Annotated in this window: 25 protein-coding genes and 1 other RNA gene; 5 read left to right on the top strand and 21 right to left on the bottom strand. The window is 49.2% G+C overall.

Going from position 1 to position 26301, the window contains the following annotated elements; genetic code table 11:
* Nucleotides 1-29: 29 nt before the first annotated feature.
* A complete protein-coding gene (locus SD53_RS04620) occupies nt 30-503 on the top strand; it encodes a DUF721 domain-containing protein (protein WP_046519054.1) in 474 nt (157 codons plus the stop codon).
* Here SD53_RS04620 and lpxC read toward each other — a convergent pair.
* The 20 genes from lpxC to rsmI all read right to left on the bottom strand — a co-directional run bounded on the left by lpxC (nt 500) and on the right by rsmI (nt 22104).
* Nucleotides 500-1411, bottom strand: coding sequence for a UDP-3-O-acyl-N-acetylglucosamine deacetylase (gene lpxC / locus SD53_RS04615; protein ID WP_046519053.1), 912 nt, complete (start codon nt 1409-1411; stop codon nt 500-502). The genes SD53_RS04620 and lpxC overlap by 4 nt on opposite strands.
* A gap of 103 nt (nt 1412-1514) precedes the next feature.
* Nucleotides 1515-2702, bottom strand: a complete 1188-nt coding sequence (gene ftsZ / locus SD53_RS04610; protein WP_046519052.1) for a cell division protein FtsZ — start codon at nt 2700-2702, stop codon at nt 1515-1517.
* Nucleotides 2703-2738: 36 nt separating this feature from the next.
* The gene (gene ftsA / locus SD53_RS04605) at nt 2739-3974 is read right to left on the bottom strand and encodes a cell division protein FtsA (RefSeq protein WP_046519051.1); all 1236 of its coding nucleotides are present in this window, start codon (nt 3972-3974) and stop codon (nt 2739-2741) included.
* The gene (locus tag SD53_RS04600) at nt 3952-4728 is read right to left on the bottom strand and encodes a cell division protein FtsQ/DivIB (protein WP_046519050.1); all 777 of its coding nucleotides are present in this window, start codon (nt 4726-4728) and stop codon (nt 3952-3954) included. The genes ftsA and SD53_RS04600 overlap by 23 nt, the downstream gene beginning before the upstream one ends.
* On the bottom strand, nt 4725-5639 hold the full coding sequence (locus tag SD53_RS04595) for a D-alanine--D-alanine ligase (RefSeq protein ID WP_046519049.1): 915 nt from the start codon (nt 5637-5639) through the stop codon (nt 4725-4727). Before SD53_RS04595 ends, SD53_RS04600 begins: the two co-directional genes overlap by 4 nt.
* A gap of 3 nt (nt 5640-5642) precedes the next feature.
* Complete coding sequence (gene murC, locus SD53_RS04590) at nt 5643-7085, bottom strand: UDP-N-acetylmuramate--L-alanine ligase (protein WP_046519048.1); 1443 nt, start codon at nt 7083-7085, stop codon at nt 5643-5645.
* Entirely contained in the window at nt 7082-8197 is a 1116-nt protein-coding gene (gene murG / locus SD53_RS04585; protein ID WP_046519047.1) for an undecaprenyldiphospho-muramoylpentapeptide beta-N-acetylglucosaminyltransferase, read from the bottom strand. The genes murC and murG overlap by 4 nt, the downstream gene beginning before the upstream one ends.
* Nucleotides 8190-9389, bottom strand: coding sequence for a cell division protein FtsW (ftsW, locus tag SD53_RS04580; RefSeq protein WP_046519046.1), 1200 nt, complete (start codon nt 9387-9389; stop codon nt 8190-8192). The genes murG and ftsW overlap by 8 nt, the downstream gene beginning before the upstream one ends.
* Nucleotides 9386-10711 (bottom strand): UDP-N-acetylmuramoyl-L-alanine--D-glutamate ligase, encoded by a 1326-nt coding sequence (gene murD, locus SD53_RS04575; protein WP_046519045.1) that lies wholly within the window; start codon nt 10709-10711, stop codon nt 9386-9388. Before murD ends, ftsW begins: the two co-directional genes overlap by 4 nt.
* 3 nt (nt 10712-10714) lie before the next feature.
* A complete protein-coding gene (gene mraY, locus SD53_RS04570) occupies nt 10715-11797 on the bottom strand; it encodes a phospho-N-acetylmuramoyl-pentapeptide-transferase (protein WP_046519044.1) in 1083 nt (360 codons plus the stop codon).
* Nucleotides 11791-13167 carry a UDP-N-acetylmuramoyl-tripeptide--D-alanyl-D-alanine ligase gene (locus SD53_RS04565; RefSeq protein ID WP_046519043.1) on the bottom strand — a complete coding sequence of 459 codons (1377 nt, stop codon included), beginning with the start codon at nt 13165-13167 and terminating at the stop codon, nt 11791-11793. Before SD53_RS04565 ends, mraY begins: the two co-directional genes overlap by 7 nt.
* A complete protein-coding gene (locus tag SD53_RS04560; RefSeq protein WP_046519042.1) occupies nt 13164-14633 on the bottom strand; it encodes a UDP-N-acetylmuramoyl-L-alanyl-D-glutamate--2,6-diaminopimelate ligase in 1470 nt (489 codons plus the stop codon). Before SD53_RS04560 ends, SD53_RS04565 begins: the two co-directional genes overlap by 4 nt.
* On the bottom strand, nt 14623-16377 hold the full coding sequence (locus SD53_RS04555) for a penicillin-binding transpeptidase domain-containing protein (RefSeq protein WP_173425686.1): 1755 nt from the start codon (nt 16375-16377) through the stop codon (nt 14623-14625). The genes SD53_RS04560 and SD53_RS04555 overlap by 11 nt, the downstream gene beginning before the upstream one ends.
* The gene (gene ftsL / locus SD53_RS04550) at nt 16374-16682 is read right to left on the bottom strand and encodes a cell division protein FtsL (protein WP_046519041.1); all 309 of its coding nucleotides are present in this window, start codon (nt 16680-16682) and stop codon (nt 16374-16376) included. The genes SD53_RS04555 and ftsL overlap by 4 nt, the downstream gene beginning before the upstream one ends.
* Nucleotides 16679-17617: a 16S rRNA (cytosine(1402)-N(4))-methyltransferase RsmH gene (gene rsmH / locus SD53_RS04545; RefSeq protein ID WP_046519040.1), complete on the bottom strand. Its 939-nt coding sequence runs from the start codon at nt 17615-17617 to the stop codon at nt 16679-16681. The genes ftsL and rsmH overlap by 4 nt, the downstream gene beginning before the upstream one ends.
* Nucleotides 17617-18081, bottom strand: a complete 465-nt coding sequence (gene mraZ / locus SD53_RS04540) for a division/cell wall cluster transcriptional repressor MraZ (protein WP_046519039.1) — start codon at nt 18079-18081, stop codon at nt 17617-17619. The genes rsmH and mraZ overlap by 1 nt, the downstream gene beginning before the upstream one ends.
* A 573-nt stretch (nt 18082-18654) precedes the next feature.
* Nucleotides 18655-19281, bottom strand: a complete 627-nt coding sequence (locus SD53_RS04535) for a flavin reductase family protein (RefSeq protein WP_046519038.1) — start codon at nt 19279-19281, stop codon at nt 18655-18657.
* Nucleotides 19281-20624 (bottom strand): chromate efflux transporter, encoded by a 1344-nt coding sequence (chrA, locus tag SD53_RS04530; protein WP_046519037.1) that lies wholly within the window; start codon nt 20622-20624, stop codon nt 19281-19283. The genes SD53_RS04535 and chrA overlap by 1 nt, the downstream gene beginning before the upstream one ends.
* A gap of 78 nt (nt 20625-20702) precedes the next feature.
* Nucleotides 20703-21058, bottom strand: an RNA gene (rnpB, locus tag SD53_RS17925) — RNase P RNA component class A.
* 197 nt (nt 21059-21255) lie between these two features.
* On the bottom strand, nt 21256-22104 hold the full coding sequence (gene rsmI / locus SD53_RS04525; protein ID WP_046519036.1) for a 16S rRNA (cytidine(1402)-2'-O)-methyltransferase: 849 nt from the start codon (nt 22102-22104) through the stop codon (nt 21256-21258).
* 80 nt (nt 22105-22184) lie between these two features.
* Between rsmI and SD53_RS04520 the strand changes: the two genes are divergently transcribed.
* From SD53_RS04520 to dolP, 4 genes are read left to right on the top strand one after another with little or no spacing between them, the layout of a single operon-like run.
* Nucleotides 22185-24059 carry a penicillin-binding protein activator gene (locus SD53_RS04520; RefSeq protein ID WP_052749249.1) on the top strand — a complete coding sequence of 625 codons (1875 nt, stop codon included), beginning with the start codon at nt 22185-22187 and terminating at the stop codon, nt 24057-24059.
* A complete protein-coding gene (locus tag SD53_RS04515; protein WP_046519035.1) occupies nt 24060-24410 on the top strand; it encodes a YraN family protein in 351 nt (116 codons plus the stop codon).
* Nucleotides 24410-24997: an SIS domain-containing protein gene (locus SD53_RS04510; RefSeq protein ID WP_046519034.1), complete on the top strand. Its 588-nt coding sequence runs from the start codon at nt 24410-24412 to the stop codon at nt 24995-24997. The genes SD53_RS04515 and SD53_RS04510 overlap by 1 nt, the downstream gene beginning before the upstream one ends.
* The gene (gene dolP / locus SD53_RS04505; protein ID WP_173425685.1) at nt 24997-25566 is read left to right on the top strand and encodes a division/outer membrane stress-associated lipid-binding lipoprotein; all 570 of its coding nucleotides are present in this window, start codon (nt 24997-24999) and stop codon (nt 25564-25566) included. The genes SD53_RS04510 and dolP overlap by 1 nt, the downstream gene beginning before the upstream one ends.
* Nucleotides 25567-25621: 55 nt before the next feature.
* Here dolP and SD53_RS04500 read toward each other — a convergent pair whose 3' ends face one another.
* A complete protein-coding gene (locus SD53_RS04500) occupies nt 25622-26299 on the bottom strand; it encodes a DUF599 domain-containing protein (protein ID WP_046519033.1) in 678 nt (225 codons plus the stop codon).
* Nucleotides 26300-26301: the final 2 nt, after the last annotated feature.

The raw sequence follows: 26301 nt of genomic DNA, 5'->3' as shown, positions 1-26301 counted from the left end.
GCAACCTCAGTATAAATTTATCAGTGAAGATGGCGCGCTATTCTCAGAAACCCGTGGATCTAAGTCAGTTGCTGCAACAAAGCCCATTGTTGTCGACCATGCAGCACGCCGATCTGTTGCGCCAACTTAATACCGAATTAGCGCAGTTTCTGCAACTGGATCCATCCGGTTTTTGCAAAATTAGTACCATAAAAGCGGGTCGCCTGGTGATTTTATGCCAATCACCGGCCTGGGCCACCCGGCTGAAAATGCAAAGAGAGGCCATTCTAGACAATTTCCGCCAGAAAATCTTGCCGGATTTAGCAGGGATAGACATTGAAGTCTCACCCAATACCCAACTGCAGTATGCCAAAACGGAAGAAATCAACACTGAAGGACCTAAAATTTCTGAACAAGCGGCGGTGTATTTACTGGCTTTAGCACAAAACAGTGAAGGTGAGTTAAAGCAGAAACTACAGAGGTTGGCAGAGCTGGCTCAAAGCCGCTCTGCCCCCAAGACTTAGGCCAGTTGAGGTGCTAAGTATGATATTGGCATTTGCGCTTCTTTGTCGAAGCTGACAAATTCCCAGTTCGCCTGATCAGCTAATACTGCAGACAATAACTGGTTATTCAGCGCATGGCCGGTTTTATAAGATCGGAACTCACCCAGAATGCTGTGACCGGCCATATATAAATCACCGATCGCATCCAGAATTTTGTGTTTGATAAATTCATCTTCGTAACGCAGACCATCCTGGTTTAATACCCGGAACTCATCCAACACCACAGCGTTATCAAAACTGCCGCCTAATGCCAGATTATTGGCGCGTAAATATTCGATATCCTGCAGGAAACCAAAAGTACGGGCGCGGCTGATGTCTTTAATAAAAGACGCAGCAGAAAAGTCGAGCTTCATGCGCTGTTTGGTTTCAGAAATCACAGGGTGATCAAAGTCGATGGCAAAATCCATACGGAAACCATGGTGTGGCACAAACTCGGCCCACTTGTCACCGTCCTCGACACGGACTTTTTGTTTAATACGAATAAACTTTTTGGCTTTTTTCTGTTCGCTGATACCGGCTTCCAGTAGCAGGTAAACAAAAGGGTTGGCACTGCCATCCATAATTGGAATTTCAGCAGAGTCCACTTCGATAAACAGGTTATCTATACCTAAACCCGCCACTGCAGCCATTAAGTGCTCAGTGGTGGACAGGCGCACGCCGTCGTCGTTGATCAAACAGGTACACATTACAGTGTCGCCCACTAATTCAGGGGTGACTTTAAAATCAACGATCGGGTTCAGGTCGACACGCCGGAATACAATACCGGTATTATCAGGAGCAGGCCGGAGAGTAAGCGTAACCTTTTCTCCTTTATGTAAACCCACCCCGATCGAGCTGATTGATTTTGCAATGGTACGTTGTTTAATCATATTTTTTCCTGTTCAAATATTGAACAAATCCAAAATGGCGGCGAAGCATAACACAGCTGACCAGCTATGCCAACCTTTGAGCCTTTTGTCGGCTGACTAAAAATTAGTCAGCTTGTTTACGTAAAAACGCCGGAATATCGAAAATGTCGATGTTCGCTTGTTTTTCCGCGACCGGTTTACTTTGCACTGCAGGAGCTTCTAACGGCGCTTGTGACAAGTCACGGGCGGCGTTGCCCTGATGATGCGCATAGCTTGTACCAGCATTGCCATAAACGTGCGCTGAACGCACTGGTTCATGACGGTGATTGGGTACCAGGCTGATGTCCGGCTTACGCTCTGCACCTATACCTGTGGCAACCACAGTGACACGAAGTTCATCCGACATATCCGGATCAATCACTGCACCTACCACCACAGTAGCATTTTCTGACGCAAAAGCTTTGACTGCATTACCTACAGTTTCAAACTCTTCAATGCTGATATCCAGACCTGCAGTGATATTCACCAGAATACCCTTAGCGCCTGATAAATCGATATCTTCCAGTAATGGGCTGGAAATAGCTTGTTCAGCGGCTTCTTCAGCACGGTCCGGGCCTGAAGCACGGCCAGTACCCATCATCGCAGTGCCCATTTCTGACATCACAGTACGAACGTCGGCGAAGTCAACGTTAATCAGACCAGGACGGGTGATCAGTTCAGCAATACCCTGCACTGCGCCTAACAACACGTTGTTGGCCGCTTTGAATGCGTCCAGCAGGCTGGTGCCTTTACCTAAGACTTTTAATAACTTGTCGTTCGGAATAGTGATTAACGAATCGACGTGTTTTGCCAGCTCGCTAATGCCTTCGTCGGCATAAGTGGAGCGTTTTTTACCTTCGAACGGGAATGGTTTCGTCACCACAGCCACAGTTAAGATACCCATTTCACGGGCTACTTCAGCGACGATAGGTGCAGCACCAGTACCAGTACCGCCACCCATACCGGCAGCGATAAAGATCATGTCCGCGCCTTGCAGCGTTTTCTTGATGGTTTCACGGTCTTCTTCTGCCGACTTACGGCCTACTTCAGGGTTAGCGCCGGCACCTAAGCCTTTAGTCACGCCAGCACCCAGTTGCAACGTCATATGGGCAGACGAATTACGCAGCGCCTGCGCGTCAGTATTGGCAGCAATAAATTCAACACCTTCGATGTTGCTCGCCACCATATACTCAACAGCGTTACCGCCACCACCACCAACACCAATCACTTTAATGACAGCTTCTTCGCTGTGGTTTTCCATTAACTCAAACATAGCTCTCTCTCCGTTTTAGTACGCTTACTCAAAAGGTTAAAATTCGCCTTTAAACCAGCTGGTGAGACGTTTCACCATGCCGCCGACTGACTCGCGGGCAGCGACAGCTTTTTTCTGCTGGGTCCGCATGTCTTTTCCATAAATCAGTAAACCCACTACGCTGGCGTAGGCCGGGTCCTGAACATATTCTCTTAAACCTGTAATGCCTATCGGGTAACCCAATCGCACCGGCATCTGGAAGATATCTTCGGCAAACTCGATAGCACCTTCCATTTTGGCGGTACCACCTGTCAGCACTATGCCTGCTGCTATTTGCTCTTCCAGACCACTGCTTCGGATTTCCTCCAGCACCAGTTCAAACAATTCCTGATAACGTGGCTCTACGACTTCAGCCAGGGTATGACGTGACATGCTGCGGGCCGGACGACCGCCCACGCTTGGCACCTCAATGTTTTCCTCTTTACCGACCATGCTGCGCAGTGCACAGGCGTATTGCACTTTAATATCTTCGGCGTGACCTAAAGGTGTACGGAAGATTTTGGCAATATCGCTGGTGACCTGATTACCGGCCACCGGGATCACTGCGGTATGGCGTAAAGCACCATTGGTAAAAACCGAAATGTCGATAGTACCGCCGCCCATATCAACCACGCAGACACCTAATTCCTTCTCGTCATCCGTCAGCACCGCATAACTGGATGCTAAAGAGGAGAAAATCAGCTGGTCGACATGCAGCTCGCAGCGCTCCGCACATTTTTCGATATTCTTTGCCATATCATTGGCGCAGGTGATGATGTGCGCCTTGGCTTCCATCCGCACCCCTGACATGCCGATCGGGCTTTTAATGCCTTCCTGCATGTCGACTGAAAATTCCTGTGGCAGCACATGCAACATGCGACGCTCAGCCGAAATAGGCACGGATTTAGCGGCATGAATGACATTAATCACATCTTCTGCTGTCACTTCGGCATCATTAATAGGCACCATGCCACTTTCGTTCTGGCAACGGATATGTTTGCCGGTAATACCTAAATACACAGAAGACACGCGGCAATCGGCCATCAGTTCGGCTTCTTCTACAGCGCGGCGCACAGACTGCACCACCAGGTTCAGATCATTCACCCCACCTTTGTCCATACCACGGGCGACATGAGTGCCCACACCAACAATGCTTAATTGATTGTCAGCGGTAATTTCGCCCACTAAGGCTTTTACCTGTGCTGTGCCTATATCTAAGCCAACGATAAGATCACGTTCTGTCGACTTTGTCATCTTGTTCTCTTTGTTCTGGCGCTTCGACCCAACGTACAGCGACGCCAGTGTCATAACGCAAATCAACTTCGGCGACTGCCTGAGTTTTATGTTTACTAATCACAGGGTACAAATCGATAAACCGCTGCACCCGCTTTGCCGTATCTTCCCGGCCCAGAGTCAATTTGATGCCCTCTGCTAAATTCAGTTGCCAGGCCTGACGGGCCGACACTGTGAGTCCTGTTGCCGCATGCTGATGCACGCTCAGCATTTGATTCAATTGATTGAACATGGTCAGTGCATCCTGCTCGGCCCCGTCCGGACCTTGTAACTTCGGCAATGGCTGTTTTAGTTCAGCGACAGGAGCGACAAAGATCTGACCTTGTTGATTGAGTAAATAATGGTCATTCCATACCGCCACTGGCTTATGTTCAGTCACCACCACCACGAGCGTATCAGGCCATTGTTTGCGCACGGCTGCCTGAGCGACCCAGGGTTGTTGCTGCAGAAACAGCTGCACCTGATCCACGTTCAAATTAAAAAAGTTACCCAGATACTGCTGCTGCAGTTTTTGGTTTAACCCCGCCGCTTCAATCTGAGAAAAATCGCCATACAGCTTCACTTGCTGGATAGGCGCACTTTGTTGATCCTGACTCCAAAGCCAGATCTGATAACCCAACCAGCAGACAAACCAGACGGAAAAACAGAAAAACAGCACACCAGCCCAGAAGGCTTTGTCTATTGGTGCTCTGACTGTCTTGCCGTTTTTTGTCATACCGTCTGTTCTAAAATTTGTAAAACTAACTGTTCAAAACTCAAACCCGCAGCTTTCGCCGCCATAGGCACCAATGACTTCTCTGTCATACCAGGCACAGTGTTCACTTCCAGCAAGTAGAAATTACCCTGCTCGTCCAGCATCGCATCGACACGGCCCCAGCCTGAGGCACCCACAGCAGTAAAAGCGGCAGTGGCAGCGTTTTGCAAAAAGGCTGTCTGGTCGGCTGTTAAAGGCGCAGGGCAAAGGTATTCAGTGCTGTTGGACTGATACTTGGCTTCATAGTCATAAAAAGAGCGGGGTGTACGCATTTCCACCACTGGCAATGCTTTGCCATTGAGGATAGATACCGTAAATTCACGGCCCTGGATCCACTGTTCCACCAGTACATCCGAATCGTATTTAAAGGCCACAGCTAAGGCTTGTTCCAGTTCTTCGGCAGTGCTGGCTGCACTCATGCCAATACTAGAGCCTTCATTGGCCGGTTTCACCATCACTTTACCAGCTAATTGCTGCAAAATATCCTGATAATTCAGTTGCTTTCCAGCTTCAGCCACTAAAAATTTTGCGGTAGGTAAACCTTGTGCCTGAAACAGCCATTTACAACGGATTTTATCCATCGCCAGCGCTGAACCTAAGACGCGACTGCCGGTGTAAGGCAAGCCCATCAGTTGCAACGCGCCCTGCATAGTACCGTCTTCACCACCACGGCCATGCAGTACAATAAATACCCGGTCAAAACCAGCCGAAGTTAAAGCACTTAATGGTTGATCTTTTGGATCAAAGGCATGCGCATCAACCCCTTGCTTTTGCAAAGCGGCCAGCACAGCAGCCCCTGAGCGCAGCGACACTTCACGTTCTGCCGAGGTGCCGCCAAACATCACTGCTACTTTGCCAAATTTGCTGCTCATACTTCAAGCTCCCTCGTTTGGTTTTAATGCAGAAATTGCTAATTTAGCCGCCGCCAGTTGTTTCGCCAGCGCGCCTATATTGCCAGCGCCTTGCGTCAACAGCACATCTCCGTCTTGTAATACATCAGCCAAGGCTGCAGGTAAGTCAGCCGGTGTTGCCACATAAATAGGATCGAGCTGACCACGGGCGCGGATAGAGCGGCATAAACTACGGCTGTCGGCGCCTGGAATTGCAGCTTCGCCTGCGGCATAGACTTCAAGCAATAACAATAAATCGACAGACGACAGCACTTTGGCGAAGTCCTCGTATAAATCACGGGTTCTGGTGTAACGATGTGGCTGATACGCCATCACAATACGGCGTTCCGGCCAGGCATTGCGTGCGGCAGCTAAAGTGGCAGCCACCTCACTTGGATGGTGACCATAGTCATCCACCAGCAGCACTTTGCCACGGCCTGTGTCAAACTCACCGTACTGCTCAAAACGACGACCTATGCCCTCAAACTTTTTCAATGCCGCCAGAATAGCCTCTGTGGCTATGCCCTCGTCTTTGGCCACAGCAAAGGCAGCAGTGGCGTTCAGAGCATTGTGACGGCCAGCCAGATTCAGTTCGATTTTGTTGGCGACACCTGCTTTGTCTGTGATGGTAAACCGGCTTTGGGTACCACTTTGGCTGAAGTCGCTGACGACATAATCGGCATCTTCACTAAAGCCATAAGTAATGACGAAACGGCCTATTTGCGGTATTAACTCACGAACCACAGGATCGTCGATACACATCACAGCCACGCCGTAAAACGGCAGGTTATGGCAAAATTCCAGATAGGTGGCTTTCATTTTTTCAAAGTCACCCTGATAAGTTTCCATATGATCCGCTTCAATATTGGTGATCACGGACGCCATAGGCTGTAAATGCAGGAAAGAGGCGTCGCTCTCGTCCGCTTCGGCAATTAAATAACGCCCCGCACCCAAACGGGCATTGGTGCCGGCAGAATTCAGTAAGCCGCCAATCACAAAAGTAGGATCAGTGCCGGCCTCAGCAAAAATAGAGGCAATTAAGCTGGTGGTAGTGGTTTTACCATGGGTACCGGCAATGGCAATGCCATGACGGAAACGCATTAACTCAGCCAGCATTTCAGCACGGCGCACCACCGGAATACGATGCTCAAGAGCAGCCGCCACTTCCGGGTTGTCAGTTTTTATCGCACTGGACACTACGACTACACTGGCACCCTGGATATTTTCAGCCTTATGACCAATCACAATACAAGCACCTAAAGACGCTAAACGGTCAACCACTGGATTAGGTGCAATATCAGAACCCGAAACTTTATACCCTTCATTGACTAATACTTCAGCAATACCACCCATACCAGCGCCGCCGATCCCGACGAAGTGGATCCGCTCTACTCTGCGCATTGCATTTTTATTTTGTTGGTTGCTCATTTAGTCTTACCTGTCACTTCACCACAGACTCTTACAACTTGTTCTGCGGCATCATCTATTGCTGTTCTGCGGGCATTATTTGCCAAATGACGCAGTGCACTTTTGTCCTGTAACCAGGACTGGAGTAAAGGCAATAAAGCACCTTTACTGAATTCGCTTTGAGGCAGTAACACTGCCCCTTGTTTTTGTACCAACCAGCTCGCATTAGCAGTTTGATGATCATCAATAGCCGATGGCAAGGGTACAAAGACCGCAGCCACACCGGCACAGGCCACTTCGGAGACTGTTAAGGCTCCGGCACGGCAAATCACCAGATCTGCCCAGGTATAAGCCGCCGCCATATCGTCAATAAAAGCGCTGGCACTGGCTTTTAATGCAGGCAAAGCGGCGTAAGCCTGCCGCACTTGCTGCTCCATCGCCTGGCCGGTCTGATGCCGTATTTCCAGTTCGCCAAATTCTGCAGCTTGGGCAAACAAGGCCGGTAACTGCTGATTAAACACTTGCGCACCTAAACTGCCACCCACCACTAACACTTTTAAACTTGATGTTGGCGCCTGCTGTTGTTTTTGCGCCGACACGGCCAGCACTTCAGAGCGTACCGGATTACCCACCACCAGTCTGTCTTTGCGATCGGCAAAAGCCTGTGGAAACGCCACTAAGACTTTGTTCGCAATACGCGCCAATAATCGGTTGGTGGTGCCTGCCACTGCATTTTGTTCATGCACTATTAAAGGCTTACCCGCTAACCAGGCGGCTAAACCACCAGGGCCACTGGCGTAACCGCCAAAACCTAACACCAATTCCGGGTTTAATTGCTTGATTAAAGCCCTGGCCTGACTGATAGAGCGCCATAACATCAGCGGCGCTTTAATTAAGCTTTTTAAGCCTTTGCCGCGTAAACCCACCACAGCAATGCTATGAAAAGGGATACCAAACTGCGGTACCAAAGTCGCTTCCATCCGATCAGCAGTCCCGAGCCAGTGAATGCTCCAGCCCTGTTGTTTTAACAGTTCAGCCACAGCTTTGGCCGGGAAAATATGGCCGCCGGTGCCACCTGCCATAATCAGCGCCGTTTTTTGCTGTTTATCAGTAGTCTGCATCGGCTCAGGCATGAGGACCTCCGCTGATGGCATGACGACCTTTTAGCCGCACTTCAAAATCGATACGAATTAATAAGGCCGCTGCCACTAACATAATGATCAGACTACTGCCGCCTGAACTGATAAAAGGCAAAGTTAACCCTTTAGTGGGTAACACGCCGCTGGCCACACCCACATTGACGCAGGTTTGAAAACCAATCCAAATCGCCAGGGCATAAGCTAAAAAGCCATGGAAACTCATGCCTTTAAACAAGGCTTTGTTACCAATCCACAAAGCACGGCTGACCAATAAAAACAGCAGGCAAAGCACGACAAAAACGCCAATCAGGCCAGTTTCTTCGGCTATCACAGCAAAAATAAAGTCAGTATGAGCTTCGGGTAAATATTCGAGTTTTTGCACGCTGTTGCCCAGGCCCTGCCCAAACCAACTGCCGCGGCCAAACGCCATCAGAGATTGGGTTAACTGATAGCCACTGCCAAAAGGATCGGCCCATGGGTCTAAAAACGAAGTCACCCGGCGCCAGCGGTATTCGCTGTAAACAATCAATACGCCTATCGCAGCTAAACCTGTGAAAATTAAACAGAAAAATTGCCATAATTTAGCGCCGGCCAAAAACAGCAGTACCACCGAAGTGGCAAACATCACGATCACTGTTCCAAGATCAGGCTGCATTAACAGTAAAACTGCCAGAATAAACATAATGATCAGTGGCTTGATAAAGCCTTTAATGTTCTCTCTGACTTCCTCATGCTTACGCACCAGATAGCTGGACAAATAGACAAAAAAGAATAATTTGGCAGGTTCAGCCGCCTGAATATTGATCGGGCCCAATGCCAGCCAGCGGGTAGAACCATTGACATTGCGGCCAAACAATAACACTGCGATCAGTAGCACCAGGGCCAGCATCAACAACAATATGTTGGTGTTATGCCACCAGGACACCGGCACATTCAGCACCATATAAGCCGCAGCAAAGCCGATCAACAAATACACTAAATGCCGGATGGTAAAATGCAGCGGATTGCCGTGTAAGCGCTCTGCCACTGGTACCGAAGCGCTGGTGACCATAATAATGCCGACACCAAGCACCAGAACCAACAACACCAAAAACAGCTTGTCGTAGCTGTTGGCTTCGTCACGTTGCCACCACTGAGCTATAGCTTCAGTGGGTGAAGGGATCAGGTTCAGCAGCATTTGCTTCATAACCACACCTTCTGCACCGCTGCGGCAAATTGCTGGCCACGGTCTTCGTAGTTTTTAAACATATCTAAACTGGCACAGGCCGGTGATAACAACACCAAATCATCAGCAGTAGCAAGTTGTGCCGCAGTTTTCACCGCAGCCAGTAAATCTTTCACTTCAAAGCTGCCCGCTTTTAATGCTGCTATCGCAGGACCGTCCTGCCCTAAGGTAATCAGATGATCCACCTCATGATTCAGCACTGTCGCCAGTTCACTGAAGTCCGCACCTTTGCCATCACCGCCTGCGATTAAAATCAGTTTACCTTTAACTTCAGCACGTAAACCGGCAATAGCAGCCAAAGTCGCGCCGACATTAGTGGCTTTAGAGTCATTGACCCAGCGCACGCCTTTATGGTCCAGCACTAACTGACAACGATGCGGTAAAGACACGAAGGTTTTTAAGGCCTGAACTAAACCATCACGGCTGGCGCCTGCGGCTAAAGCGAGAGCACAACTGGCCAAGGCATTAAACTGATTGTGCAGACCAACAATAGTCATGTCGCGCACTGGCATTAACGGCTGGCCTGCGACCAGCAACCAGCTTTCGCCCTGATGCTGAATCACGCCGTATTCAGAACCCGCTAAATCTAACGCCAAAGATGAAACTGAAGTTTGTGGTGTGGTTAAAACATCGGCTTTATTGTAAATCGCCAGCTCCGTGCCCTGATACACCCGTTGTTTCGACGCAGCATAAGCGGCCATAGTGCCGTATCTGTCCATATGGTCTTCAGTCACATTCAAAATACATGCGGCTTTGCTTTGCAGCGAGTGCGTGGTATCGAGCTGAAAACTGGACAGTTCCAGCACAAACACATCAGCATCACTTTGCAGCGCATCCAAAATAGGCAAACCTATATTACCTGCGGCCACCGCCCGCAAGCCGGAACATTGCAACATATGCGCCGTTAAACTGGTGACTGTGGATTTACCGTTAGAGCCGGTAATAGCCAGCACTGGTGTTTGATTTTGTAGCGCAAACAGCTCGACATCACCACTCAGATGCGCCCCCTGGGCCAAGGCAAAACGTATCGCAGGGTGCTTAGGATCCAAGCCAGGGCTCACCACCAATACATCCATATGAGCTAAGCGATTGGCGTCCAGTTCACCTAAATAAATCCCGTCGACTTTGTCAGTGGGGATCTGTTCTAGGCCTGCCACTTTTAAGCGGGTGTCCATCAGCACAGGTTTGACGCCTTGTTTCAGCAAAAAGCGTACTGTGGCCAGACCTGAAAGGCCCAGTCCTATCACAGCAACACGTTTTCCCTGAAACAACTTAGCGTTCATATTTTATCTCAGTTTTAAAGTGGCTAAACCAATCAACACAAAAATCACTGACAAAATCCAGAACCGCACTATGACGCGGGGCTCAGGCCAGCCTTTTAATTCGTAGTGGTGATGAATAGGCGCCATACGGAAAATGCGCTGGCCGCGTAATTTGTAAGAACCCACCTGCAAAATCACCGACACAGTTTCCATTACAAAGACGCCACCCATAATAAAGAGTACGATTTCCTGACGGACTAAAATGGCGATGACACCTAACACCGCACCTAAGGCTAAAGAACCAACATCGCCCATAAACACTTGGGCCGGATAGGTATTGAACCAAAGGAAACCCAGGCCAGCGCCGACTAAGGCAGCACAGACCACCACCAGCTCACTGGCATGCGGCAGATAAGGAATATTCAGATAAGTGGCAAAATTCACGTTACCGCTGGCATAGGCAATAATGGCAAAAGCAAAGGCCACCATAATGGTAGGCACTATGGCTAAACCGTCCAAACCATCGGTTAAATTCACCGCGTTGCTGGTACCGACAATGACGAAATAACACAGGGCAATAAAGATAAAACCAAGCTGTGGCAACACATCTTTAATAAAAGGCACCACTAAGCTGGTTTCGGCCGGACGCTCAGCCGAGGCATACAGGAAGAAGGCAATAGCCACAGCAAATAACGACTGCCAGAAGTATTTCCACTTCGCGATTAAACCTTTTGGATCTTTACGCACCACTTTGCGGTAATCGTCAATAAAACCAATCCAACCAAAACTCACCAGGGTGAAAATCACTACCCAGACGTATTTATTGGCCAAGTCGGCCCACAGCAGAATACTGACCAGCACCGAGCCTAAGATCAGCAAACCACCCATAGTAGGAGTGCCTTTTTTGGAAAAATGGCTTTGTGGACCATCATCCCGTACCGTCTGGCCAATTTGCAGCTTTTGCAATCTGGCGATCAATTTGGGGCCCAGATACAAGCTCAGCATTAATGCAGTCAAAATGCCTAAAATAGACCTGAAGGTCAGGTAACTGAAGACGTTAAAGGCATTGATATATTGAGTTAAATACTCGGCTAACCACACTAACATGAGCTGATCTCCTGCTGACATCTTTCTAGCAAGTCCTGCACGACCAATTCCATTTTGGCGCTGCGCGAGCCCTTGACCAGCACAGTCGCATCGGACTGTTCATCAAGGATCGGGCTTAACTTTTGGATCAGTTGCTGACGGGAACTAAAATGGGCCCCTTGGCCGTTAAATAAATCACTGGCGCTCTGTGATAACACACCCAGGGTGAATAACAGATTAATCCCCTTTTGTTTGGCGTATAAACCTACTTCCTCATGGTACAAACGGGCATCAGCGCCCAACTCGCCCATATCACCAAAAACTAACACTCTAAAACCCGGATACGTCGCTAATAAGTCGATAGCCGCTTTGGTGGATTCAGAGTTGGCATTATAGGTATCGTCAATCAGTCGCAATTTGTCGCTGGCTTGAGTGACATTAATCCGGCCTTTGACTGGTTTCATTGCCGCTAACCCGAGCTGCACATCCGTCAGGCTGGCACCTAAGGTCAAAGTGGCGGCCGCTGCTGCTAAGGCGTTGGCGACATTGTGCTTGCCCGGCAATACCAGTTGAATAAAAATCCGGCCTTGTGGGCAAACTAAATCAAAACTGGCACAGCCCTGCTCATTCAGCACTATATGCTCAGCGCTAAAATCAGCGGCCTGGGTGCTGCTGAAAGTCAGTACTTTTTTGTCCTGTAAACGCTTTAGCCAGTAGTCAGAAAACTCGCTGTCCAGCGGCACTATGGCCACGCCATCTTTAGCTAAAGAGCCATAAATTTCGCCTTTGGCCCTGGCTACACCAAACAAGTCGCCAAAACCTTCCAAATGGGCGGCTGCCACATTGGTGATAATGGACACTTCAGGTTTTACTAACGACGAGGTGTAGGCAATTTCACCCAAATGATTGGCGCCCAGTTCCATCACCGCATACTGATGCTGTTCTGTTAAACGTAATAAGGTTAAAGGCGCACCAATATCGTTATTAAAGTTACCGGCGGTTGCCAGCACATTACCGATCCGGTCCAAAATAGCCGCCATCATTTCTTTGACTGTGGTTTTACCGACACTACCTGTGACAGCCACAGACTTAGGATTGACCTTGTGTTTCACACCAGCCCCCAAAGCGCCCAAGGCTAAGCGGGTGTCGGCGACTATAATTTGCGGCACAGCGACATCCAACCGCTGCTCAACAATCAAAGCCACAGCACCTTTGGCAATCACATCGGCGGCAAACTGATGACCATCAAAGTTCGGCCCTTTTAAGGCGATAAACAAATCGCCCTGATTGATATTGCGGCTGTCGGTGCTGACGCTCTGAATTTGAATATCAGCGCCAAGCAGTTGTCCCTGCACTAGTTGTGCTATTTCTTTTGTTTGTAAAGGGATCATAAAGCAGTCTCCGTCACCAGTTGTCGGACAAAGGCACGTTCGTCGTAGGGCAAAACTTCATGGCCAATGATTTGATAATCTTCGTGGCCTTTGCCAGCGATCAACACCAGATCACCCGCTTTGGCTTGGGTTAACGCAGTGCGTATCGCGGTTTTACGCTCAAGGATCAGTTGATAACGACCTGCACTGCAACCTGCAGCTATATCCTGACAAATCGCCATCACATCTTCAGTACGGGGGTTATCTGCCGTAATAATGAGCTGATCCGCCAAACGTTCGGCTATAGCGCCCATTAAAGGCCGTTTGCCTTTGTCGCGGTCGCCGCCACAACCAAACACCACCCAAAGCTGGCCCTGACAATGATGACGCACTGCGATTAACGTTTGTTCCAGCGCGTCCGGCGTGTGGGCATAATCCACCACAGCCATCACTTTGCGCTCAGCCTGATAAAACTGTTCGATCCGGCCCGGCACGCTGCTTAACTGTTGCACGGCCTGAGTCAAAGCCGCAAAGCTGTAGCCTAATTGCAGCATAGCGCCCAGAGCGGCCAATACGTTTTGGATATTAAATTCACCTAAAACCTGGAGCTGGAGCTGTTGCTGGCCTAAATGACTGCTTAAGCGGAACTGATACCCCAGTGGCGTAATTTCCAACTGGTCGTAGGCCAGATAGTCGCTATACCCCTGACAGTCTTCGAGCTTCCCATAAGCCAGCGCAGGCAAAGTGCAATTGGCTGCTAGCTGGCGGCCAAAGTCGTCAGAGACATTAATCACCGCTTTTTTGGCTAAATCCGCTTTAAATAACAACGCTTTGGCTTCGCCATAGGCTTGCATAGTGCCGTGATAATCCAGATGGTCGCGGGTTAAATTGGTAAACACCGCCACGTCAAACTGCAGACCAGCAACCCGTTGTTGCACTAAGGCATGAGACGAGACTTCCATCGCTACCAAAGCACAGCCCCTGGCGGCTTCAGTCGAAAGGATACGGTGAATATCCACCAGATGTGGTGTGGTGTTATTCAGTGCGGTCAAGCTGCGGTAATCGCCATAACCTAAAGTACCAATCACAGCGCCCTGTTGCTGTAACAACACAGAGAGTTGATTGACAAAAATAGCAGTGCTGGATTTACCATTGGTGCCAGTGATACCCACCAGTTGCTGCGCCTGATGTGGATAAAAAGCCGCAGCTAAGGCAGGCAATAGTTCCACCAGTTCAGGTACCAGCACAATGCGCTCATCACTCAGCGCGCCTTGAGTATCCGTCAGTACCAGCACAGCACCTGCAGCTAAGGCTTTTGCAATAAACTGATTACCATGAGTTTTTGTACCAGGCAGAGCCAGAAATACATCACCTGGTTGCACTTCAGCGCTGTTGATACGCAAATTCTGTAAGTGCAAAGCGGCGATTGACGCTGGTAACTGGATTGTAAAGGGAGTCAGCCACTGCTGCAGTGAGTTAGCCGGCATTAGGCACCCCACTGACTTTGCTGATACGGCTGTCGGTTGCGTCCGGCGCTATATTGAGTAACTGCAACGCAGCACCAGAGACGGCAGAGAATACCGGAGCCGCCACTTCACCGCCATAGTAATAGTCACCACTGGGTTCGTTGATAATCACCACCACAGCAATACGTGGGTCTGAAATAGGGGCTATACCGGCAAAAGAACCAATGTAATCATCGCTGTAACCACGAATACCGGCTTTTTTCGCCGTACCCGTTTTACCACCTACACGGTAACCTGGTACTGCGGCTTTTTTCGCACTGCCACCGGGACCCACCACAGCTTCTAACATAGCGACCATATTGTCGGCGTGCTGTTCGCTAACCACACGCTCACCTAATGGTTTTTTATTGGTTTTAAAAATAGACAGTGGATAAGACACACCACCATTACCTATAGTGGCGTAAATCCGGGCCAGTTGTACCGCATTGACAGTAAAGCTGTAACCAAAAGAAATGGTGGCTAAGGCATGCTCACCCCAGCGGCGCTGCTCACGTAAAACGCCAGGAGTTTCGCCCGTCAGGCCAAGACCAGTTTCTGAGCCGACTCCCATCTTGTAATACATATCAAGGAATTTGTCGGTTGGCAGACCTAAAGCTAAACGGGTTACGCCAATGTTACTGGACTTGCGCATAATGCCGGTTAAGTCCAAATCGCCATAACCGTTGATATCCCGTACTAATCGACCACCAATACGCACAGGGCCATAACCCGTGGAGATGACAGTATCCATAGTGGCGGTGCCATTTTCCAATGCCGCTAACACAGGCAAAGGTTTGATGGTCGAACCTGGCTCGAAGGTATCGGTAATAGCGCGGTTACGGTATCTGTTACTGTCGGTATTTTTTCTGTTGTTTGGGTTGTATGACGGCGCATTGGCTAACGCCAGCACTTCACCTGTATGTACGTCGACCACCACCACAGAGCCTGAAGTCGCGCCAAACTGCATCACGGCTTTTTTCAGTTCACGGTAGGCCACCGCCTGAATACGCTGATCGATACTCAACTGAATATTATTCGACGCCTGACCATCGGTTTGCGACAACACTTCAATTTCGCGGCCTTTGGCATCTTTACGCACAGTTTTCAGCGCAGGCTTACCGGTTAACACGTCGTTAAACTGACGTTCTATACCTTCCATGCCCTGATCGTCGACATTGGTAAAACCTAACAAGTGAGCAGTCACTTCACCGGCCGGATAATAACGGCGTGATTCCTGCACAAAAGCAATACCAGGAATTTTTAACTGTTTGATGTAATCGACAGTAGCAGGACTGGCCTGACGCTGCAGATAAACAAAACGTTTGGAATCGTCAGCACCAATTTTATCCGACAGTTGCTGCGGACTAATTTGCAGCATATCCGCCAGCGCGTGCCAACGGCGTTCATCAATTTTATGTCTGTTGCGGATCACCAGTTGCGGGTCAGCCCAAATCGACTGCACAGGCACACTCACCGCCAGCTCTTCGCCATTGCGGTCTAAAATCATGCCGCGCATCGCCGCGTCAGATTTCACCCTCAGGGTGCGCATATCGCCCTGTTCCAGCAGCATCTCAGGCTCTAATACCTGTAGGTAGGCGGCACGGATTATCAGGCCGCTAAATACCGCAAATAAGGACACAATTACAAAAGCAAAACGCCAACTGATGACAGTCGGCTGTTGATTCTTTTTTGCCTGCTTTTTAGGTGCTGCCGGTTTTTTTATCATGGTTCCTGCACCACCACATCTTGCGGGCCGCTGGGCCTGACCATATTCAGTTTGGTCGCTGCCAGCTCTTCCACCCTGCTGTGTTCAGACAAGGCGCGTTGCTCCAGCAATAAATTGCGCCACTCCATTTCCAGGGTGTCGCGTTGTTGCAAAATTTTATCTTCATACATCGTCAGTTGGCGGTTCATATGAGTGAACTCGACGACCGCCAAAGCAGAACCTAAACAGCATAAGATCAATACCAGCAGAAATTTATGCTGCCAGATATCACTCACAATAAGGCGGTTCAGTTTGATGGCGCTCATGCAGTTTTCTCCGCTATACGCAATACGGCACTGCGGGCTCTGACGTTGTGTTCCAGCTCGGCATCAGACGGCATAATAGCTTTGCCAATCAGTTTTAGCGGGGTATACAGATTCAGTTGATCCTGGGTTAAAGGCAGGCCTTTCGGAATAGCTGCGCCTTTGCTTTTTAAGCGCATAAACTGTTTCACCATCCGATCTTCCAGCGAGTGAAAGCTGATCACTGTTAAACGACCACCGGGTTTTAACACCTGCACCGCCGCCTCCAGCGCCGTTTTGATCTGATCCAGTTCGCTGTTGATATAAATGCGAATACCCTGAAAGCTGCGGGTGGCAGGATGCTTTTTCTCTTTATGGCTTTTAGGCACCACTGAACTGATTAAGCTGGCCAGTTGCGCTGTGCGGGTTAGTGGTTGCTCACTGCGGCTAGCCACTATGGCATTGGCAATACGCCAGGCTGATTTTTCTTCGCCGTATTCACGCAATACAAAAGTAATGTCTTCCACATCAGCTTTGGCCAGCCAATCGGCGGCAGAAATACCAGATGTCGGGTCCATCCGCATATCCAGCGGGCCATCGCGCATAAAGCTAAAGCCCCGCTCGGCGTCATCCAGTTGTGGCGAAGACACGCCTAAATCCAGCAAAATACCATCGACTTTGCCGGAAATACCTTTGTCTTCTGCAATCTGAGCTAAGGCCGCAAAGGGACTGTGAGTGATAGAAAAACGTGGGTCAGCCAATAAAGGCGCTGCAGCGGCAATAGCTGCCGGGTCGCGGTCAATAGCGTACAAACGGCCTTGTTCGCTTAATTTGGATAAAATCACTCTGCTGTGACCACCGCGGCCAAAAGTACCGTCGAGATAAATCCCGTCGGGTTTAATGGCTAATCCGTCTATGGTCTCGGCCAATAGCACGGAGATGTGGGCGCTTTGCTCCATCAGAGTACAAAATCCTGCAGCCGTTCTGAAATCTCAGCATCAGCAGACATATCACGTTCAATTGCCATATCTTCGGCAACCCGTTTGTTCCATGTCTCTTCGTCCCAGATCTCAAATTTATTTAGTTGTCCGACTAAGCGGATGTTTTTTGTCAGACTGGCATGGCTTCTTAGTGGCGCAGGTAATAGAATGCGGCCGCTTTTATCCATATCACAGTCCGACGCGTGGCCTATCAATAAACGTTTAAAGCGCAACTCTTGTGGGTTCTGGTTAGATAAGCGCTGCAGTTGTTCCGCAACCTCTTCCCATTCAGGTAATGGATACAGCAGCAAACAAGGATCTTTGGTATGGATAGTACAAACCATGGCCCCTTCCGCATCAGCAAATAAGGTATCGCGGTAACGCGTTGGTAGCGCTAACCGACCCTTATCATCCAATGTTAAAGAAAACGACCCACGGAACATGTTTATCCCACTTTCTTGTTGTTTGATCCTGATATTTGATCCACAAATACCCACAATTTCCCACTGATGTACAGTTTAGGGCTGCAGAAGAAAGCTTGTCAAGGTGAAAACCCCTTTGTTTGATCAGGATAGATCCAGCAAAAACAAGGCTTAGCGCGAAGATCCTGATTTCTGTGGGAAAAAGTGGAAGAAAAAAACTTTAAAATAATCAGAAATAATTTATTTAGTTACGCATAACTCAGGCATTCAGACTAACCGCCATCAACATGCGACTAAGCTATTGCTCTTTCGGGAATCACATCTGGTTTTGACATTAAAAAACTGAAATAACCTTATGATTTTCATCAACAAAGAATAGATGTTGGCTTATCCGTCTGGATAAAGACTGTGGTAACGACTGGAAAATGTAATCAGACAGCACAGCAAAAATCAGCGCCATAACCCCTGATAAAACGGCTAACACTCAACACAAAATCCAATAAAAAAGCGGCACAAAGGGTAAGCAAGCACTCACAATAGCAGATAAAAAAAGCCCTGACTCTGACTGCAGGATCAGGGCTAAAAACAGCAAGTTCAGCGACGGACTGCCGAGGCAGGTCGGGCTAACTGAAATATATCAGCCGCAACCCTGCTGTAACCTGAACCGCCAATACGACTGATCAAATCCATTTTGTACGGATCAGGCATCCCCTTGCCATCCAACATGGCAGGATTGATATACAGCGCCAGCACTTGTGCAAAAATCACCTCACAGCTCGGGTTTTCCGGCGGATAAGGTTGTAACTTGGCCAGGCGACACTCAAGCGCCACCGGAGCTAAAGCCACCCTGGGTACTTTAATCTGACTAGACGGTGCCTGTTCCAGCCGAGCTAACTCAAATTCGCTTTGATCTCCAGGCACAGCAGCGGCGCTGATATTCATCTCATTCGCCAGCGCATGAGGCACCAGATTGACGACAAAATCATGGGTGGCTTCAATATTGATACTGGTGTCTTTACGGCTACCATCGGCTTTATGCTGAGTAGAGATCATCAAGGTAGGCGGCTGATCGGTGACCATCTGAAAGAAACTAAAAGGCGCCAGGTTCAATACCCCCTCGGCGGATAAACTCGACACCCAGGCGATAGGACGGGGGGTAATAGTGCTGGTAAGCAGCTTGTACGCATTTGATGCATCTAACTGATTCAAATCAATCCACATTAAACAACTCCCCACAATGACAACACCAAACCAACAACAGCAGCACCCGCTAGCACCCGCATCACGTCCTGCTTAGCCACAAACAGGGCCAATGCAGCCAGCACAGTAATCAGCCCGGCTTGCCAGTCAAAAGCAGCGGCAAAACCTGCAGGCCAGAGCACATGGTAAGCAAAAAACAGTGCTAAATTGACAATAACTCCCACTACCGCAGCGCTGATGGCTGTCAGTGGTGCGGTTAGCTGCAATTTGCCCTGACTGGATTCCACCAAAGGACCACCGGCCAGAATAAAAATAAAGGAAGGTAAAAACGTAAACCAAGTCACCAGGACTGCCGCAGTGATCCCCGCCAGTAGCATTAAATCGGGCCCAAAGCTGGCTTGCACATAAGCGCCGACAAAAGCGACGAACACCACCACCATAATCAGCGGCCCAGGTGTAGTCTCACCCAGCGCCAGACCATCCATCATCTGCCCCGGCGTTAACCAACCAAATTTATCCACAGCCCCCTGATAGACATATGGCAATACCGCATAAGCACCACCAAAGGTCAGCAAGGCCGCCTTGGTAAAAAACCAGCTCATTTGGGTCAATTGATGCTGCCAGCCAAGGCTCAGGGTTAAAGCGGCCATAGGCAAGGCCCAAAGCAGCAGACCACAGCAAAACACCAGACTAAATCGGCTCCAGCGGAACAAGGCATGAGGTGGAGTAGGCGTGCTGTCGTCAATCAAAGCCGGGCCATAACTTTTTTGCGCACTAGTATGCGCACTGCCAGAAAAAGCGGCGGGTAGCAGTTTACTGCCAATCCAACCAATCACAGCGGCGGCAATAACAATCAGCGGAAAGGGCAACTTTAACGCAAAAATAGCGACAAAAGCCGCAGTAGCGATAGCCCAGAACAGTGGATGTTTCATTACCCGTCCACCTATTCGCCATGCCGCATGCAGCACTATGGCCGCTATCGCAGGTTTGATGCCATAAAAAATACCAGCCACCCAAGGGTGTTCGCCATAGACCAGATAAGCCCAGGACAACAGCACCAGTAACAACAGCGAAGGCAAAATAAATAACAAACCAGCAATAACCCCACCCAAAGTACGGTGCATCAGCCAGCCTAAATAAGTCGCCAGTTGCTGCGCCTCAGGCCCTGGCAACAACATACAATAATTCAGCGCATGTAAAAACCGGCCTTCACTGATCCAGCGGCGTTTTTCCACCAACTCAGTATGCATAATAGCAATCTGCCCTGCCGGTCCACCAAAGCTGATACAACCCAGCTTTAACCAGAACCAGAAAGCCTGCCAGAAGGGGATGGATTCAGGTATCGAAGATTTTGTTGTTTGCATAACGATCAGAACAAAGGAACAGAGGCAGCAAGACTAGCAAAATTGACACAAGGCTAGCTACATTGTTAAAAAAGAAAGGTGTGAGTCGGCCCGATAAGCCGGGTTCTGTCGTGGACAATCATTCCTCTAGGACGTACGTCACCGCACGCCTCAAGCAACCTACCCGCCCCCAACGCGGGCCGCGCCAATGGGGGCCTATTTGGTCTTGCTCCGGGTGGAGTTTACCGTGCCACGAACTGTTACCAGTCGCGCGGTGCGCTCTTACCGCACCCTTTCACCCTTACCTGATCCCACTTGCGTGGGCCATCGGCGGTTTGCTCTCTGTTGCACTGGTCGTAGGCTCGCGCCCCCCAGGCGTTACCTGGCACCCTGCCCTATGGAGCCCGGACTTTCCTCCCCCTGCTTACGCAGGCAGCGATTGTCTGGGCCAACTCACGGCGCGCATTATACCCTTATCCCCTGAAGCTGCAAGGTGATTGGCTGCGCCCTTTCGTCCCAATCACATAGTTTATCTATGTTCATGGGGACTCAAGCTCTTGCCGCCGCGTTGCAACTCCGATGAATTTGGCTAAACGGAACTAAGCTTTCATGGCCCAGCTATAATTCGCTCTAACTTATGGCCTCAGGCAAATTAGCCTTCAGCACCCCAACTCAACCCCAGCTTATACAAAGCATTTTTCTTTTCCCCGTGAATTTCAGCTGTTAAAGCAGCAGCTTTTTTCAGGGGTAATTCACTCATTAATAACTTCAGAGTTTGCTGGGCTGCAGGGTTAATTTCTTCTTCAGCCGCCAGAGTGGGCGCTATCATTAGCACCATTTCGCCCTGACAACGGGCAGGATCTTCATTCAGCCATGCGGTAATGTGTGCAGCAGTGCCATACACAAAATTTTCAAAGGTTTTGGTCAGCTCTTTGGCTAACACCAGCTCACGCTCAGCGCCAAAAACTTTTACCACATCGGCTAAGCAGTCTTTGATCCGGCGCGCTGTTTCATAGCAAATCAAGGTGCCCACACCTTGCGGAATGGCGCTGAGTACATTCTGGCGCTGCTGGCTTTTGGCGGGTAAAAAACCAATAAAATGGAATTTGTCGGTAGGCAAACCTGCACAGCACAAGGCACTGATCAAAGCACAAGGTCCAGGAATGGGTACGACGCGCACACCAGCATCACGGCATAACCGCACCAGACTATACCCAGGGTCGCTGATCAGCGGTGTGCCGGCATCTGAAATCAACGCCACGTCTTCACCGGCTTGTAGCTTCTGTAATAAAGCCGCAGCCCGTTGTTTCTCATTGTGATCGTGCAGTGCCAGCATTCTGGCTGAAATCCCCAGGTGGCTGAGTAACTTACCACTGTGTCTGGTGTCCTCTGCCGCGACCCAGGCGACAGAGCTTAAAGTTTTGATAGCGCGCTGACTGATATCATCTAAATTGCCAATAGGGGTGGCTACTATGTATAAATTTCCGCTTGGTGCAGTCATATGGCGCTTATTCCGTTGTACTTGAATTACTTTGGCTGGAATTCATTGAGCTTAGGCACGGCACTGAGTAAGATACCTGCATGTTTCCTTCATTGTACCTGTGCATTGTGAAATCCAGCAAACTGAAGCCACTTATTCTTTTCGGCAGCGCTATAGCGTTCGCCGGTTGTTCTTCCACACCGGATCAGGTTGCTCCGGTGCAACAAGCGCCTGTGCTCAAGCCTGCTCCTGTCGCAGAGGAAGAAGTCGAAGTTGTAAAAATTGAAAAACCTTTGTCCGGCGCTGACTTTATTGAACAAGCAGGCCAGCAGCAAGGCTCAGAGCAACAATGGCAACTGCTGGAAGCCGCTAAAGCCCATTTACAGCAGGGTGAAACTGAACAGGCTCAGGCCATCAGTCGTGTGCTGGCCAGCCAGGCAACCACAGAAGTGCAGCAAGCAAACTTACTGATCCTGTTTCAGGGGCTGATCGCAGCAGGTGCTCATGACGACATTGAAACATTCAACCGTCAGTATTCGGTAAGCTCGTTCAAACAGCAAGACAAAGCCGCTTATTTACAAAGCCTGGCACAGTACCAAAGCAGCAGAAGAGAACCGGATAAGGCGGTAAAAACTTATCTGCAATTGTTGGCATTAGAACCCGAACAAAGCGCCCATCAAACGGCCTTGTGGCAACAATTAGGTATGTTAACACCAGACCAATTAACCAGTCTGAGTCAGGATCTGGATGCCACTACCCAAGGCTGGGCTAAATTATTGCAGTTGCATCAACAGTATTTAGGCAATACACCCGCCTTAACTCAGGCATTGAGCGACTGGCAACAACAGTACTCGAACCTGCCGTCTTTGCAGCAATTACCGGCTGAAATTCAGCAGTTAAGTGCTGTGGATGCGTTTTCGCCTCAAACTATTGCCGTTTTACTGCCTTTTAACAGTAATTTCCGCCAGCATGCCGAAGCGATACAGCAAGGTATTCTGGCCGCGTCCGCCAACCAGCAAGCCCGGTTGATTTTTATTGATAGCCAAACAGAGGCTGCGGCGCTGAAACAACAATTGGCCACTGAGCAGGTAGATTTTGTCATTGGCCCCTTACTGAAAGAACAAGTGGATACGATTTCTCAACAAGCAGACTGGACCATTCCCACCTTATTCTTAAACGGTAAAACCAATGCGGCACAACACTCCGCGGATAAGTTTTATTTCTCGTTGAGTGTCGAAGATGAAGCGCATCAGATGGCCATGCTGTTTAAGCAAAAGAATTACAAACAACCCGTGTTGATGGCCTCGCGTAATCCGTTAAGTCAGCGGATGGCTGAGCAATTTGGCCGGGACTGGAAACAGATTGCAGGTAAAGAACCTGAAGTCTATTGGTTTGCCGATCAGGCCGGGATGGAAAGTACCATCAAGCAACTGCTGGAAACCGCAGCCAGCGAGCAGCGCATTCGCGAAATCAGTCAGTTAGCTGGTGAAACTGTGAAAGCCGAACCTCATAGCCGTCAGGACATTGATGCGATTTATTTACTGGCCGACCCGGCACAAACCCGTTTGTTAAAACCTTACATTGATGTGTCCGTCGCGCCAACTAAAACCACAGTGCCTGTCTATGCCAGTTCACGCAGCCATCAAAAATCGGCAGAGTTTACTGACCGCCGCGACCTGCAGGGTTTAACCTTCACTGAAATGCCGTGGATGCTCAGCGCTGGTCAGCAACAGGAATTCCGCCAGCAATTTGAGCAACTGTTTCCGCAGCAAGACGAAACTTTGCAGCGTTTATTTGCGATGGGCTACGACTCTTATCAATTAATTTTCCGCTTAAAGCAGCAGCAACAGTTTCCTGCGCTGCGTTATCAGGGACTGACCGGTAATTTGGCTCTGTCTGCCGACGGACAGGTTCAGCGACAGTTAACTTGGGGCAAATACAGTAAAGATGGTTTACTGATACCACGGGCTCCTTAGATGAGTAAAAGCACAGGGCAGTTTTATGAGCAACAGGCCTTAGTGTTTTTACAACAACAAGGCTTACAACTGGTGCAGCAAAACTACAGTTGTCGCTTTGGTGAAATTGATTTAGTGATGCGCGAGCAGCAAACGCTGGTTTTTGTTGAAGTAAAATTCAGACGCAGCAGCAATTTTGGTGGCGCTGCAGCGGCGGTAACTTTGAGCAAACAGCAGAAACTGAGCCGCACCGCATTGTGTTATTTACAAAGTGTTGGCCAGCAGCATTGCCGCTTTGATGTAGTGGCCATCACCGAACAGCCAGCGGATATATGCTGGATTAAAAATGCTTTTGCAGGAACAGTGAACTAATGCAAGACTCTATCAGGCAACTTTTTACTGAAAACATTCAAACCATGATAGCGACAGGCGAAGCCTTGTCTGCGCCTATCGAAAACGCTGCCGTCAGTCTGGTGAACTGCCTGATCAATGGCGGCAAAGTGATTTGTTGTGGCGAGGGCGCATCCTCGGCCTTAGCCAGCCACTTTGCTCAGCTATTATTGGATAAGTTCGAAGCCGAGCGTCCCTGTTTACCGGCCTTTGCTTTATTGAGCAACAACTCCAGCTTACAACCTGATAATCAGCAAAATCCGGACCATTTGGCGCGCCAGGTGCGGGCTTTGGGTCAGGCTGGTGATGTACTGGTTGCTATCTCGATGACAGGTGAAGAACATAATCTGATCAAAGCTGTCGAGGCCGCATTAACCAAAGACATGACAGTGGTGGCTTTGACGGTGGACAACAGCGGTGAATTATCAGGTTTGTTGGGCAATCAGGACACTGAATTAAAAGTACCGGCGCACCGACCAGCGCGGGTATTTGAGTGTTACACCTTTTTACTGCATGCGTTATGCGAACTGATCGACATAACGCTGTTTCCGCAACAAGGAGATCTTTGATGTTGAATAAATTAATGCTGGTAGTACTGACAAGCTGGTTACTGCAAGGCTGCGCTGCTGCCGTTTTAGCAGGGGGTGCGACAGCCGTTAAATCAGCAGGTGATCCACGTACTTTGGGTAGTCAGATTGATGATAAAAGCATTCAGGTAAAAGTGATCCGTGCTTTGGACGACAATGCTGAAACCAAGAACAAAGGCAATATCAATATGACCAGCTACAACGGCATAGTGCTGCTGACAGGTCAGGTGCCAAACGAGCGGGTGCGGGAAGTGGCGGGTCAGGTCGCCAGAGTAGAAGGTGTCAGAGATGTACATAACCAACTTCGTATTGCCAGTGAGATCAGCTTCGCAACCGGCAGTAAAGATAGCTGGATCACCACCCGTATTAAAGGCAAATTTCTGGCCGATGAAAACGTCAGTGGTTTAAATATCAAAGTAGTGACAGAAAACGGCGAAGTATTTTTAATGGGGCTGGTCAATCAACAAGAAGCAGACAGAGCAGTCAATCTGGCTCGCAATGTGGATGGTGTTGCCCGGGTGATCAAAGCCTTTGAATACAAGGCTGAGTAAGGACATACGTCGGGTCAGAGTAAACCAATAGCTGATTTTACTCTGACCCAGCCAGTTAACACTCCTGCAAAGCCTTCAGTGCTTTGGAATGAAATTCCCGGTGTTTCATCACGAGCAGAACAATCACTGCGGTCGCCATAAATAAGCTGGGATCAATAAACCAGGACAAGGTGGCCAGCGAAAAATACATCGATCTTAAGCCGTAGTTAAAAGAATGTCCTGCCTGATCAATCACTTTCGCTGTTCTGTTGGCATACAAAGCCTGTTCTTCTGCTGTCATTTCCCGGCCATCGGGAGCAGCACCAATCAAGACGCCACCAAAACCATATTGACGTAATGACCAGGTAAACTGAAAAAACGCAAAAACATAAATCACGGATAAAAACAGAATTTTCACCTGAATGGTTTCTTTGTTCTGACTGGTCCAGGGGGTCAGGTAAGTCAGCACTTCGCTGATGCTGTTGCTGGAGGCCAAAGCTGTTAACAAACCGGCCAGGATCAACAAGGTACTGGATGCAAAAAACGACACATTGCGCTCCAGTGTAGCCAACAAAGTCACGTCTGATATTTTATTTTCCCGGCCCAGCATCTGTTGCATCCAATGGGTCCGCTTGCGCCTTAACTCAAAGGATAAACAACTGACAGTGCGGGCCTTTCGTTTCGCGACTATGGTGTAGCCAGTCCACAGCGATAAAAACCAAACAACAGCTATTAAATCAAGTAACGTCAACATAT

The organism is Rheinheimera mesophila (assembly GCF_000986865.1).
Classification (GTDB): Bacteria; Pseudomonadota; Gammaproteobacteria; order Enterobacterales; family Alteromonadaceae; genus Pararheinheimera; species Pararheinheimera mesophila.
The sequence above is the reverse complement of the archived record's forward strand: the minus strand, read 5'-3'. Positions and strand labels throughout refer to the sequence as shown.